Origin of the sequence: Pedobacter sp. SYP-B3415, assembly GCF_004138205.1 — a bacterium.
Taxonomy (GTDB): Bacteria; Bacteroidota; Bacteroidia; order Sphingobacteriales; family Sphingobacteriaceae; genus Pedobacter.
In genome coordinates this window covers 34,834-48,627 of sequence record NZ_RXNQ01000006.1, presented here as the reverse complement: position 1 = coordinate 48,627, position 13,794 = coordinate 34,834, and the positions used below count along the sequence as shown (strand labels likewise).

9 protein-coding genes are annotated in these 13,794 nt (G+C 48.3%); 2 read left to right on the top strand and 7 right to left on the bottom strand.

Going from position 1 to position 13,794, the window contains the following annotated elements:
* The first annotated feature begins 185 nt into the window (after positions 1–185).
* Positions 186–3,911 carry a transglutaminase domain-containing protein gene (locus EJV45_RS03990; protein WP_129714361.1) on the top strand — a complete coding sequence of 1,242 codons (3,726 nt, stop codon included), beginning with the start codon at positions 186–188 and terminating at the stop codon, positions 3,909–3,911.
* Between the two features lie 167 nt (positions 3,912–4,078).
* Here the strand turns inward: EJV45_RS03990 and EJV45_RS03985 are convergent, their stop codons facing one another.
* On the bottom strand, positions 4,079–5,179 hold the full coding sequence (locus tag EJV45_RS03985; RefSeq protein ID WP_129714360.1) for an AI-2E family transporter: 1,101 nt from the start codon (positions 5,177–5,179) through the stop codon (positions 4,079–4,081).
* Positions 5,180–5,303: 124 nt separating this feature from the next.
* Between EJV45_RS03985 and EJV45_RS03980 the strand changes: the two genes are divergently transcribed.
* Positions 5,304–5,756 carry a hypothetical protein gene (locus EJV45_RS03980; RefSeq protein WP_129714359.1) on the top strand — a complete coding sequence of 151 codons (453 nt, stop codon included), beginning with the start codon at positions 5,304–5,306 and terminating at the stop codon, positions 5,754–5,756.
* Between the two features lie 9 nt (positions 5,757–5,765).
* Here the strand turns inward: EJV45_RS03980 and EJV45_RS03975 are convergent, their stop codons facing one another.
* The 6 genes from EJV45_RS03975 to EJV45_RS03950 form a co-directional block, all read right to left on the bottom strand.
* Entirely contained in the window at positions 5,766–6,302 is a 537-nt protein-coding gene (locus EJV45_RS03975) for a M28 family peptidase (RefSeq protein WP_240755187.1), read from the bottom strand.
* The gene (locus EJV45_RS03970) at positions 6,283–6,564 is read right to left on the bottom strand and encodes a hypothetical protein (protein WP_129714357.1); all 282 of its coding nucleotides are present in this window, start codon (positions 6,562–6,564) and stop codon (positions 6,283–6,285) included. The genes EJV45_RS03975 and EJV45_RS03970 overlap by 20 nt, the downstream gene beginning before the upstream one ends.
* Positions 6,565–6,721: 157 nt before the next feature.
* On the bottom strand, positions 6,722–8,398 hold the full coding sequence (locus EJV45_RS03965; RefSeq protein WP_129714356.1) for a RagB/SusD family nutrient uptake outer membrane protein: 1,677 nt from the start codon (positions 8,396–8,398) through the stop codon (positions 6,722–6,724).
* Positions 8,399–8,409: 11 nt separating this feature from the next.
* Positions 8,410–11,688, bottom strand: coding sequence for a SusC/RagA family TonB-linked outer membrane protein (locus EJV45_RS03960; RefSeq protein WP_129714355.1), 3,279 nt, complete (start codon positions 11,686–11,688; stop codon positions 8,410–8,412).
* A 93-nt stretch (positions 11,689–11,781) separates the two neighbouring features.
* Positions 11,782–12,924, bottom strand: a complete 1,143-nt coding sequence (locus tag EJV45_RS03955; RefSeq protein ID WP_129714354.1) for a FecR family protein — start codon at positions 12,922–12,924, stop codon at positions 11,782–11,784.
* A 55-nt stretch (positions 12,925–12,979) separates the two neighbouring features.
* The gene (locus EJV45_RS03950; RefSeq protein WP_129714353.1) at positions 12,980–13,567 is read right to left on the bottom strand and encodes an RNA polymerase sigma-70 factor; all 588 of its coding nucleotides are present in this window, start codon (positions 13,565–13,567) and stop codon (positions 12,980–12,982) included.
* Positions 13,568–13,794 lie beyond the last annotated feature (227 nt).

Sequence of the window (13,794 nt, the reverse complement as noted above, 5' to 3'; positions counted from 1 at the left end):
CGCATTTTCCTTTGGAAGATGGCTAAATAGGTCGCTCTTTCAAGCATGTAGGTTATCTCATCCGTTAGTTGTACGACTATATCATATTGTATTTACAATTCTTCAACAGGGACAATAACTGCACTTAACCGTATCGTTACGGGCGAAAAATTTTTATTCGCTCCGGATTTTTTTATCATTACAGAATGAAATTTAAATTATTACTGCTCTCTCTTTTTTGTGTCTCTACGCTGAGCGTAAAGAGCCAAACCAATCCCGCCTGGGAGGCCTTCTTTAGAAACGACCGTACCGCTGCCAGGACCCAGTTCACTAAACTTTTGCAAAAGCCGGCTACCGCTAATGAAGCCAGAGCCGGTCTGTGCATGCTAACGGATATGGATGGTTCGCCTGACGCCGGATTTGACTATTTTTCCGGCATCAACCATCAGACTGAAAACGGGCAATCGGCCCTTCTGGCCCTGTGGAGCGATGCAGCAAACTACTCGGGCAGCCTAAAGACAGCCGCACAACTTGCGTTTTATGAAAAACTTGCTGCAAGCGACCATGCAGATGGTGCACTGCGTGCGATGGCGGCTTCCCTGCTCGGCAAACACTATGAAGAAATGAGGCAGACCGCTGCCGCTGATGCGCATTTTAAAAAGATAGGTGAAATTGAAAATTGGCTGATCAGCGGTGAATACGAAAATATTTCGACCAGCGGCTTTGATAAAACGTATGACATACTGGAACACCCGGAGCTGAATTACGTTTTCACCGGGAAACGGGGAAGGACATTTACCTGGCGCACCGTGCCATATCTGCGACACGACCGTTGGTTTGACTTCAGCTATTACAGCAATTATGAAAATGCAGTTGTGTTTGCTCAGACATTTATTGATGCACCTGCCGCCACTGCAGCTCAGCTGCGGCTCGGCGTCTCAGGTTCGGCAAAGGTCTGGGTGAATGATCAGTTGGTTATCACTGAATCTGAGGAACGAAATAACGACCTGGATGCCTACGTTGCTGCTGTTAAATTAAATGCGGGAACCAACCGCATTCTCGTGCAGATCGGAGAAAGTTATGCCGGAAGATCTAATTTCATGCTGCGGCTTACCGACAATCATGGAAATCCGTTATCAGGTCTGCAGGGCAGTGCAGTACCAAAGCCCTATCAAAAGTCAACAGGTCCCGTGCAGCCAACACTTCCCGCACCGGGTTTTGCGGCAGCACAGTCGGCATTGAAGAGCCAGCCTCAAAGTTATTTCAACCAGTTGATCGTAGCAAAGCTTTACCTTCATCTGGGTTACGTCTCGGAAGCGCGCGAATTGCTTGAAAACCTTACTCAACGTTTTCCAAAAAGCACCTATCTGCATATGATGATGATCACGCTGTTTTCAAAAGTTGGCAATCAGACGGGGGTCGAAACGCTGAAAGAATCGATCAGGATGCACGATCCGGGCTGCAGCATGGCATTAGAACTGGAATTTAACGAGCAGTTGCAACAAAAGAATTTTGATCAGGCCCGGGCCATTATTCCCAAGCTTGAAAAGATTTACGGCAGTACTGAAAATGTACTCTTAAAAACCCTGACGTTGCTCGGCCAGGAAAAAAAGCAGGAAGAAGTGATAGCCCTGGTTGAAAAAGTATATCCTGAATACCATCGAACACCCACGGTAGTCAACCTCAAGTATATTATCGAATCGCAGGTAAAACAGAACCCCAAAGCCCTTGAGGTATTGAAAAAATATGTTGACGAGAATAACGATTATAACTCCCTCAAGTATGTTGCAAAACTGTTTATGGAAAAAGGGGACCACGAAACAGGTCTTAATCTTTACATCAGGGAGTTGCAAGATGACCCGATAGGTTATAGCGTTTACATTGATCTTGCTCAGGTTTATTATGTCATGCAGCGCTACGCGGATGCCGAGAGGCTCTATCTAAAAGCATTGGAAATCGATCCAAACAGTTCAAACATTTATGAAAAGCTCGGGCTGCTCTATCAAACGATGAAACAGGAAGCCAAAAGCATTGCTGCCTATCAGCAAAGCCTGCAATTGCATCCCAATGCGTATGAATCAGTTGCAGCGTTACGGGAGCTCCAGAAGAAAAAATCTGTCTTCGATTATTTTGACAAACCCGATGTTGCCGCGCTGATTGCTAAGGCACCAACGAAAAACGAGCATCCGGACGAGCAATTTGTTGTCTTGAACAGCGAAGTGCAGCGTGTTGTATACGAAAACGGGGGATCGCAGGAGCGACATTTTTATACCGCGAGGGTACTTACCCAGACCGGTCTCGAGAGCCTTAAAGAGTATTCGATCGGCTTCAATAACGATCAGAACCTTTACATCGAGACTGCAGAAGTAATCAAAGCCAACGGCACGAAGGTTCCGGCAGAAACCGATGAGAACCAAATCGTTTTTACCAACCTCGAAGTAGGTGACTTCATAAACATCAGGTACAAACTGAATAGCTACCATGTAGGATCTTTATCATCACATGTCTGGGATTCGTTCTATTTCAGCGATGGTGCCCTTAATATGAATCTGAAATACTCGCTACTGATTCACCGTGCAAAGCCATTTAAATATGCCTTCTCGCAGGAAGATATTAAGCCATCAAAAACCGAGAAAGATGAGTTTGACCTGTATGTATGGAAAAAATCCGGGCAGCAGGCACTACGTTACGAAGACAAGATGCCGCCCATGGATGACGTAACCAATATGCTTTACCTGTCTACCATTCCTGACTGGAAATTTGTGGCAGACTGGTATGAGAACATCGCATCTGCCAAGGCGCATAGCAGTTATGAAGTGCGAAAGGTGATTCGGGAACTGTTTGCTGGCAAAACCAACCTGAATCCAGAAACAAAAATCAGAATGATCTATGATTATATCACCAGCAACATTACGTACAGCTCAGTATCCTTCAGGCAAAGCGGCATCGTGCCACAGAACCCTTCGGCCGTTCTCAACACCCGCATTGGCGACTGCAAAGATGTTTCGACTCTCTTTGTCACGCTTTGCAAAGAAGCAGGAATAGAGGCGTCGCTTGCGCTGGCCAATACACGCGACCGCGGACAGAAAACCCTGCTCCTGCCAAGCATCGAATTTAATCACTGCATTGCAAAAGCTACGGTAAACGGCAAAGAATACTGGGTAGAACTGACATCCGGAAGCCTGCCCTTCAACACCTTCAGCAACACTTTTTTGGGCTCTAATGTGCTCGAAATTAATGGCGGCAGCAAAGGCCTGATCAGCTTTAATCCATCACTTCGCGGCCGGAATGTGATGTGGCACAAATCTGCCGTTAAGCTTGAAAACAACGATATGATCATCTCTGAAAAAAATTGGAACACCGGCTCCATATCCAGTTATCTTAAAAGCGTGTATGGCGACCTGAGCCCTGCAGACCAGGTTAAGAAAATGAAGGAAGAACTGAGTACCAGTTACCCTGAAAATGATGTAATGTCTTTGAAATTTGTGAACCTTAAGACGCGGGGTGTTAACGCCGATACAGTCGGAACTGAAACCAGCTATAAGCTCATCAATGTTAGCAAACCTGTAGCCGGCATGTCCATATTCTCCATTCCATGGTCAAACAAGATCAAAGCGCAGAACCTGCAGATCGTTGCACCGCGTAAGTTTGGCGTAGACCTGACACAACTGTTTGCTGTAGATGCGTTCGAAGAAGAGCTGGTACTTGAACTGCCGGCAGGCAAAGCAATCGTCGAGGTGCCAAAAACGCTCAGGCTTGACTCTGACTTCGCGAACTTTTCCCTTGAGAGCAGTCTGCAGGGAAACAAGCTGGTGTTGAAGCGAAAGTTCGAATTGAAAAAAGATGTCGTCCCTGCCGATCGCATCGAAGACTTTCAGGCCTTTTACAAACAAGTTGCTGCATCAGATGAGCAGCAGCTCGCTATGAAATAATATTTGACGGGCCAGAGCCGGGAACCGCGTTCCCGGCTTTTATATACCAGACTGTAAAACTACCCATGCGTCCGGCCACTTCCGCTGCATTTGCTTCCCCTGGCGCATACCTTGTTTATACCCGGACAGCTATTGCAGACTGATTTAACCTGCAGATCCCGGAATAATCAGGCTGCTGGTTCCTCTTTTTCGCTTTTGCGAAACAGCTTTGTTATCTTTTTCAGCAAGCCGTCGTTTCTTTTCCAGGGTTTTTCCGGACCAATCAGAAATCCATACGGTTTCAGGGCAGGCACGCGGTCGCAAACAATTTTCAGTATGCCGAGCAGCGGAATTGCGAGAATCATACCTGCAACGCCCCAGACTGCCTCGCCCAGTACGATACCCATGATGGTGAACAGGGGGTTGATATTCACCTGCTCTCCTACTATAAGCGGTTCGAGAATGTATGTCTGCAGGAACTGAACTACGAAATAAACGCCGATCACAGAGAGGATCATCGTTGTATCGCCGCCCTGCCCGATCACAGCCAGAACAGTGATCGTATTTCCTGCAAGGTTACCGACAAAGGGAACGATCTCAAGCAAACCACATAACACGGCGAAAAACAACGCGCTTTCTACGCCCGCAATGCTGAAGCCTATACCATACAGGACCCACAACATACCGATCATGGCACCGAGCCCGCTCAGATAACGCTGCGCAACGCGACCGGCCTCATGAACAATTTCGCGTGTTTTGGTTTCCTGATCATCAGGAACAAGCTTGAGAATGAACTGTTTGATATGCGATCGATAGAAAAGACACAAATACATATACACCAGTACCAAAACCGTATTCACACCAACACTGAATAAACCACCTGCAAAACCGGCCAGCATGTTTCCTGCCTGTCCGTTACCTTCTTTTATCAGTTTCTGCTGCTGCCCGTAACTGATGCCGGCCTTGCTGTTTACCCATTCCCGCGCCCGCCCAAGCATTTCGGTCAACCTTTTTTTCATGCCGTCGATGTTTTCAGTCAGACTCCCCAACTGCCAATACAGCAAACCGGCCACAACACAGGCAGCGAGCACAAAAATCAGCAGACAGAAGAAAGCTGAGACACCACGACTCAGTCCTTTACGCTCAAACCAATTACAAAGCCTGATAAACAACATTGAAAATACGGCCGCGAGCGCCAGCGGCACGAGGAACGGCTTGGCAAAATACAATCCGCCGAAGGCAAGAAAAAGGAGAAGCAGCACATAAACACTGCGCTGAAGTTTTCGCATACTGCCATAGAACACGGTTTGATGTATAATGTTTGCAGCCCGCGGTTGAATCTGCAGAAAGCCATCAGGAAATTCACCTAATCATTTATATTAGAGGACAAAACCTTACCAGATTTCTAACCAGATGAAAAAAAATCTCTCAATGTTGCTCCTGTCTTTCCTGGCATTAGCAGCCTGCAAGTCCAAATCTGAAAAAGCCGGCAAACTCGAAGGTACATGGCAGTTGCTTTCAGCAAAAACCATAACCGGCAAAGACACCGTGACCTCATTTCCTGTAGCCGGTCAGGAAATGATCAAGGTGATCAATGCTACACATTTTTCATTTTTCCGACACGACAAATTGAAAGGAAAAGGCACCGCAGCGATATTTGATGCAGGGGGCGGAACCTATACGCTTAAGGGCAGCGACTATAGCGAAAAGCTTGACTACTGTACTGCCCGCGACTGGGAAGGTCATCAATTTGATTTCAAGATCCGGCTTACATCAGACAGCCTGATCCAGACCGGAACCGAAAAAATTGACAGCCTGGGTATTGACCGGCAGATCGTGGAAGTCTACAAACGCCTGGGCACATAACCGCAGGTATCAAAAGCCCTCAAACAGAAAGTTTTTTTTCTGCAAAGGTTTTCTGGGCAGCATCTTGTCTGTCATGGCGGCCTCGTAAACAAAAGATGCCACAACTATTGCAGCCTGTTTCAGGTCTTCAATCTGCAGGTGTTCATAGTTGTCAAGATTGCTATGGTGCGATCTGCTTTCATAGTCGAGCGGATCCTGGATAAACTGGAAACCCGGAATTCCCGCCCAGTCGAAAGACAAGTGATCTGTGGAGCCCGTGTTGGCGATTGTTACATGAGTTGCTCCCAGATCATGAAAAGGTTTGAGCCAGCGCTCGAAAATGGGTTTGACCTGCGCGTTGCTCTGAGCGTAGATTCCTCTGATCCTGCCACTGCCATTGTCCAGGTTGAAGTACGCTGAAATCTTTTTTTGCTCAGGCCTGATGTTAAATTGCTTATCCATAAAATGGTTCTGTACATATAAGTAAGAACCATAAACGCCCTGTTCTTCCCCGTCCCAAAGCGCCAGACGGATCGTGCGCCGTGGTTTAAGCCCGAGTGAATCCAAACGTTCCCCAGGGTTCAAGTCCTGCCCGTGTCAAGCCCCAATGTTTCAGCGTTGCAACCGCCCATTCTGCTGCTTTCATATAACCGGAAGATCCCGTAAGACGGGGTCCGGAAACATCCGTAAGATAATGTGCGATCCAGGGAATCTGCGAGCTGCTCAGCTCTGCCTGCCGGATGCGGTCGGCAATACCTGGATTCGCCTGGCCAAACGTAATGAACGTGGACAGGAGTAGCGCAGCAGACAGAGGGAGGATTTTTCTCATAGCGATTTGCGTTAGCCGGATCGGGGAATAGCCGATTCGAACACATTCAAACATAAAAAAGGGATGAAAGAAAATCTTGTAAAAAAGCGACAGGGCACCAAAAAGGCACCCTGTCGTCTACAACCCAGCTAACAAAAACGCCCGGAGCGTTTATATTTTAATAACCCGGATTCTGTTTCAGGCTATTATTTCCTGAAATAGCCCGGTTTGGCACCGGAAAACGGTTAAGGTGATCACCTGCAGAAGCAACATGATCCCACCAGGTTTCGGTTGTGAATTTTTTGAAGCGGATCAGGTCGGTGCGCCTTCTTCCCTCGCCCAGAAACTCAACCAGCCACTCATCGAGCATGCGGTAAGCATCCAGATTGGCAACGGTTGCCGGATTTGGATCTGCACCACCGGTAAAGTTCCGTTTTCTTACTGCGTTGATGAGCGTTACGGCCGAAGCAGCGTCGCCATTGCGCCACTGGCATTCAGCAAGCATATAGTAAATTTCTGCCAGCCGGATTACCGGCATATCGGCACCCCAGCGCAGTGTATTTTCTGAGAGCGGTGGAATTGGAACTTTTACAAGGCGTACACCGGTATTCTCTTCGCCTTCAGACATCTTGGATGGAAGGTCGGCTATACTTGCATATTTTTTTCCGGGCCCCACTTCAGAGAACCGAGCCACCTGGTCGCGGAAAACGAGTGGCTGCCCATTGTATTCTTCGCCACCAGTAATCGGCGCGCCGGCGCGGGTCAGCATCGGGCCAAAGATGAACATACCTTCATAATTGCCGCTTCCCTGATAGCGGAACACTTTTTTGCGAAGGTCTGTAGCGGCAAATTTTTCAAAAGGGACACCAAGCCTGGTTGTATACAGGGTGCCGTCGGGCGCTCTTGATGGTGTAAGATGAAGACCATTGTTCGCGCCCATATCAGTATCCAGAAACTGTCTGGTATTGTAATGGTAGAAATCTGCAAAAAACCAGTCGTATTGAAGTTTATTGAATTCTGAAGGTATCGACCAGATAATTTCAGGCGAAATATCATTTCTGAAACCATGCGGACCGTTCCAGGTAGCATCGAGGCTATAGGCCCCATATTTTCCGTCTACAATATCCCGGCAGAGTTGCTGACACTCGTTGAACATCGGCTTGCGGATATAAGCTTCAGCATTGAAATAAAGTTGCGCCAGCATGGCCGCAGCAGCTGCTTTTTTCAGCACCCCTTCTTCGCGCTGACCGGCAGTCTTGGCTGGCAGTTTGGTCATGGCATCTTTCAGGAGCCGTTCTATATGATCGAACACTTGCTGATCGGTACTGCGCGGCAGCGCACCCTGATCAAGCGATTCAAATACAGGCAGGCCGCCAAAGAAATCGAGCCCCCGCAGGTAAAAGTATGCAACAAGGGTGTTCAGTTGGCTTACATGCGCGTCCCTGTCTGCCGGTGTAAGGGCGAAGCGACTGTAGTCGAGTTTACTAAGGTCGTTTTTTGCATCCAGGGCCAGTGAGATTCCCATCAGCGTTCCGCGCCATGTTTCCCAGATCCAGTTTTCGTCGGCGGTCCAGCGGTGGTAATGGTAGCGTTCGTTTTCACCGCCATTGTACCAATGCCGCCCTTTTGTTGTAATGGCAAAAGCATCGGCAGTAACCTCCTGAAGTTTCCAGCGGTCTGAGCCCATATACCAACGGGCATGCGTAAATGGCCGGTTCAAAGCAGCGAGGACGTCTTTTTTACTTTGAAAGAAAGTCTCAGGCGTTACCTGGCTATAAAATTCCTGATCTAACTTTGTACAGCCGCCCTGAACAATGAGCAGGAATGCGGCCAGCAGGTAAATAATTTTTTTCATCTCCGTGATCATTAGAATGTTGCTTGTAAGCCTAAATTAAATGTCCTGGTTTTTGGATACGTATTGCGTTCTTCAAATCCCGGATCCAGGCCATTGATGTTTACCTCGGGATCAAGCCCGGTATATTTGGTCAGCACGAACAGATCGCGACCGGCGGCGTAAAGCCTCAGTGTCCTGACCGGTTTAATCAGCTTCTGATTAAAGGTGTAGCCGATACTAAGGGCGTCCAGTTTAAGAAAATCGCCCTTCTCCAGCCAGTAATCGCTCAGTTCCTTCTCGCCGGTAATGTTTCTGTGTTCATCAAATGCACGGCGCAGGACATTCTGCCCTTTCACATTCGGCAGACTGTAGTACATGTTGATCATGTTAAATACGTCGTAACCGAGCCAGCTTCGCATATAAATACTGGCATCCCAGTTTTTGTAGTTGAAGTTATGATTCCAGGACAGCTGGACCTTGGGAATGGCATTTCCGATGAAACGTTTGTCGGCCAGCGTTTTGTTACGCTTGGAAACATCAAACGGAACTCCGTCTTTGTCGTAAAGCATCCATTTTCCTTCTGGTGTGAAGCCTGCAAATTGCCAGATAAAGAACCTGCCGATATCCTGACCAGGATAGAGTCTGACAGCGTCGCCGGGACTGCCCGGTGCAGGGAAGCCTTTACGGTCAGCAAATGTAAGGTTACCAGACAGCGTTTTAAGCACACTGCGGTTGTGCGCCGCAACGAGCGTGGTGCTGTAGCTAAAGTTATCCTTTTTAACAACGTTATAGTTCAGTTCCAGTTCATAGCCGTGATTTTCAAGACTTCCAATGTTTACAGTGGTTTTGTCATGAATGGCAGGAGGCTGCGATACGGATATGTCGTAAATCATGTTTTCGACACGTCTCTTGTAATAGTCGAACCTGCCGGAGAGGCGTTGACCAAAGAAACCGAAGTCCATACCAACATTCAGTTCCTTCTTGACTTCCCAGCGGATGTCGGCGTTTTGGTTATGCATTACACCATACGTTCTGATCCAGCGTCCATCAACGAGGAACCAGGTGTCTGCACCGTACATCCGGGTGGCGACATTGGCATTGAAACCCTCATTCCCGGTTTCACCATAAGCTCCGCGGAATTTCAGGTCACTAAAGACATTCAGGTCTTTTATGATACGCTCTTCAGAAGCACGCCATGCGGCGGATAAGCCTGGAAAGGTTCCCCAGCGGCGTGATGGAGCAAATTTCGATGAGCCTTCATGCCTGACCGTTGCCGTGAAGATGTAACGATCCATGAAGGAATAGTTTACCCTGCCAAAAAATGCGGCCAGCTTTACCGACGGATTTTTGTAGGAACCGATGCCTGCACGGCCATCGACAAGGAAGGTACCAGTGCCCATATCATGTTCCCGGATACCATCGACGGGAAAATTTGAGTTGTTCGCTGAAAAACCCTGACCATTGAAGTCCTGGTAACTGTAACCTCCAACGGCGTTGATGCTATGGTTATCAAAACGTTTATTAAAAGTCGCACTCCATTCAAAAATACGGTCTTCGCTTCTGCCATAACTCTGGCTTGCATATCCGTCTACGCCATTCAGCCGGGATTCGCGGTGTTGTGCTGACCTGTAAAATGCACCATGTTCACTGTTGCTCTTCACCCCCAGCGTAGCCGATGTAAAGAGGTCTTTGGTAATGTTGACTTTCAACGTAGTATTAGCCAGGAGGTAACGATACTGTCTTTTATCGCTCCGCAGACGCACTTCTGCAACCGGGTTCCAATAGTCATAACCACCAACCAGAACGTTGTAACCGGTTACATCACTCTCTTTGTAAACAGGCGTGGTAGGATTTAACACCATAGACATATTAAAAACATCATTGTTGCCGAACTCGGCATCTACCTGGTTATAGGTAATGTTGGTGTTCAATTCTGCGCGACCATCGAAAAACTTGAAGTTTGTATTGAGGCGGCCACCAAGTTCGCCGCGTTTGGAACCTATAGAAATACCTTCAGCACCTCGTTTAAACAGGGTAAAGTAGGCATTTGCATCTTCCGAACCACCGGTAACGTTCAGCACCTGCCTGTGGCTGAAAGGGTTCTTTGTTGTAACCTCTTTGTACCAGTCTGTGCGTGCGCCAAGGTCCTGACCCAGACCATTTGCCAGAAACTCTTCTGCTGAAAGTACCTCGGGGCGTTTCCTGATTGTCTCCGTAAAATACTCAGATGTAAGTGAGACCTGAGCTTTGCCTTTATTTGGCCTGCGGGTGGTGATCAGAATCACGCCACCAGATGCACGGGTACCGTAAATAGCGGCCGCCGAGGCATCACGCAATACGTTGATCGATTCAATATCTTCTTTGACCACTGAGTTGATATCACCACCTGGCACACCATCAATCACGACAAGTGGTCCCTGGGCTGCGTTTATGGAGTTTACACCGCGAAGCTGTAAACTCAGGCCGGCGTTCGGATCTGTTCCGTTGGTCGATGCCACGTTAAGTCCGGGGACCTTTCCCTGAATGGCAATCAGCGGTGATACCGCACCGGCTACAAAATCTTTTTGTTTGAGCGTTGAAACAGCACTGGTCAGATCGCGTTTTTCGATTGTTCCATACCCGACAACAACTACATCATTCAGGTCAGATACATCGGGCTGCAAAGAGATAGCAGAAAGATTGGCTGAGGCGGCCAAGCGCTGACGTTTGTAACCAACAGAACTGAATTCCAGTTGTGCGCCTGATGAAACTGTGATCCGGAATTTACCGGCCTGGTCTGTCGTAACCACCTTATTGGTACCGACTTCTTTTACCGTAACACCCGGAAGCGGCGTATTATTTTCATCGTAAACAGTACCGGAAACCTCCTGTTGCGGCAACGCAACTGTAGTTTCTGGCTGCATGCGCTGGGGTTTTCGCCTGATCACGATAGCACGGTCGCTGAGCGTGTAGGTAAGCTGTGTGCTTTTTAGTGTCTCGTCAAGCGCCTGGGCGAGCGTGGCATCGCGAAGCTGTACGGTAACAGGACCCTGGTTGCGCAGAAGGCTGCCTGTATAGATAATATCATAGCCGCTTTGTTTGCGGATTTCCTTAAACACCGCCTCAAGTGCAGTGTGTTGCCTGTTGATATTTATTCCCTGAGCTTTGCTGGCAGCCTGAACTTGCAACAGCGAGAATAGGAGGAGCGCAAATGTAAGTTTCATTCGCAATTTAAGTTTGTTGAGAGCTTTTTTCGGGTCTGCGCGCTCGGGAGGAACGGGCAATAACGATCCGGGCACCGGTTTGGCGCCTTTTAAATTTTGAAGATTCATAAACTTTATTTTAGGTTAGGTTTTCCTGCAGACTGAGTGATCTGAGGGATGGTCAGCTTGCCGGTTAGAAGATTGACAGTGTTGAAAGTAAGGTTAATGCATAACGATCACCCTCCTTCCTTCGATCTTGAAATGAATTTGCCCGGTTAACTGAAGTTTGGCCAGCACGTCTTCCACCCGTTTATAGCGGGAAATCGAACCGCCAAGCCAGTCGTCAGGGACCTCGCCCTGATAAACGACATCGACATCATACCAGCGGCCGATCTTACGCATGGCCGAACGGATATCTTCCCGGTCGAACATGAAATATCCGTTCTTCCAGGCCGCGGCAACTTCGGGGTCTGCATTTTCATCTATCGTGATCTTCTGCTCTGCCGAAAGCACCGATTGCTGCCCCGGTTTAAGGATCAGTGACGAGCGGATTGATGAAAGTTTTACGCTCCCTTCAAACAGGGTGGTACGAATTTCGGACTCATCTGTATAGGCGTTAATATTGAACCTGGTTCCCAGCACCTCAACGGTTTGCCGGTCTGTGCGTACCAAAAATTTATGCCGTGGGTCTTTGGCAACTTCAAGATACAATTCGCCGCCTGCTTCGATACGTCTTTCATTCGGACCAAAATTAACGGGAAAACGTACGTAAGAATCGGAATTAAGCCAGATGCGTGTGCCGTCTGACAAGGTGAGGCGGAATTGTCCGCCACGCGGTGTGCGAATAGTATTGTATACTTCCGGACTATTGCTGCCGCCGGCCTGCTTAAAGTCATAACTAACCATGCCGCTGCCTGTTTTTGTGATATGCACGCCATGTTCGACAGCAAGGCTTCCATCTGCCGCCTCATCAAGCAGGATTTTTTTTCCGTCTGCCAGGGTAAGTACCGCTTTGTCTTTTCCAGGAACGATCGCCGTAAGTTGCGTTTCCGGAGCCTGCCGGCGAAATGTATAAAGCGCAGCAAAAGAACAAATGAGGATTAAGGCAGCCGCAGCCGACCAGATAAAGAGCATGCGCTGGCGCGGCTTTCGGGCACGGCTGGCAATGGCTGCCTGAATGCGCTTTTTCATCGCCGCATGAAGGGCCTTACGGCTGGCATGCCGGCTGCCGGTCAGCTCCAGCAGCGAATCGTCAAAACTTGCATACCACTGCTCGAACCAAACACGTTCGGCATCGGTAAGCGTACCTTTCATGAATTTCTCAGAAAGGTCATGAATATCATAACGGGAATTCTGCTGGCTCAATCTATTTGGTTTTGCCTATATAGTGCAGCAAACACCCCCTACCCCTTGCCCGGAATTAAAATATTTTTTTCAGCACAATAAGAAGCACGGGCGCGGAAACCTGGAGCGCTGTACGCAGCGCATGCAGCGCGCGTGTGATGTGTCCTTCAACTGTCTTCTCGGAAATACCAAGGTCCGCCGCGATCTGTGCATTGCTTTTTCCGAGCTCCCGGCTCAGGCGGAATACAATACGGCACTTCTCCGGCAGTTGTTCAACGCATTCGGCAATCTGGGCGCGAAGCTCTTTTTCCTGCAGCCAATCTGCAGTTGTATCACAACACGGAACTTCTGCATGCGCCTGTTCAGCCGCATAGCGCGCTTGTTTCTTGTTCTTTGCAAGAACAGCGATGACCTTATATTTAACAGCCGCAGCGAGATAGGTATTGAGGCTATGACTTAGCTGAAGCGTGCTGCGCCTTAGCCAAAGGTCGGTAAAAATATCCTGCACGGCTTCTTCGGCTTCCGTTTCGTCGGCAAGCCGGTGATAGGCCGTAGTATATAATTTTTCCCAATAGCGGTTGTAGAGCATCGTAAAAGCGCGCCCGTCGCCGGTTGCAAGACGCTCAAGCAGTTCGGTATCACTGGCTGCATGCAATTGGAACATGGAATCTATTTGGTTATCTAAACTAATATCGTAATAAGATTGATACGATGCTAGTATTTGCAAATAGTTTTACGATTTAGTTGGTAATTAAAGCGGGGTTTGGGCGGGTAGCGTTCTGAATGGCAGCTTTTAAGCGGAACGGAAAGAGTAGAAGGTTGAAAGACAGGCTAAGCATGAAGCCTGCCTGCAAAATACTCTTGTCGCCTGGCGCGGTTCGCCCTTAATTG

What these genes read in the sequence shown, in the direction of transcription:
- EJV45_RS03990 (WP_129714361.1), top strand. Translation starts at nt 186, where the DNA reads ATGAAATTTAAATTATTACTGCTCTCTCTTTTTTGTGTCTCTACGCTG.
- EJV45_RS03985 (WP_129714360.1), bottom strand. Translation starts at nt 5,179, where the DNA reads ATGCGAAAACTTCAGCGCAGTGTTTATGTGCTGCTTCTCCTTTTTCTT.
- EJV45_RS03980 (WP_129714359.1), top strand. Translation starts at nt 5,304, where the DNA reads ATGAAAAAAAATCTCTCAATGTTGCTCCTGTCTTTCCTGGCATTAGCA.
- EJV45_RS03970 (WP_129714357.1), bottom strand. Translation starts at nt 6,564, where the DNA reads ATGAGAAAAATCCTCCCTCTGTCTGCTGCGCTACTCCTGTCCACGTTC.
- EJV45_RS03965 (WP_129714356.1), bottom strand. Translation starts at nt 8,398, where the DNA reads ATGAAAAAAATTATTTACCTGCTGGCCGCATTCCTGCTCATTGTTCAG.
- EJV45_RS03960 (WP_129714355.1), bottom strand. Translation starts at nt 11,688, where the DNA reads ATGAATCTTCAAAATTTAAAAGGCGCCAAACCGGTGCCCGGATCGTTA.
- EJV45_RS03950 (WP_129714353.1), bottom strand. Translation starts at nt 13,567, where the DNA reads ATGTTCCAATTGCATGCAGCCAGTGATACCGAACTGCTTGAGCGTCTT.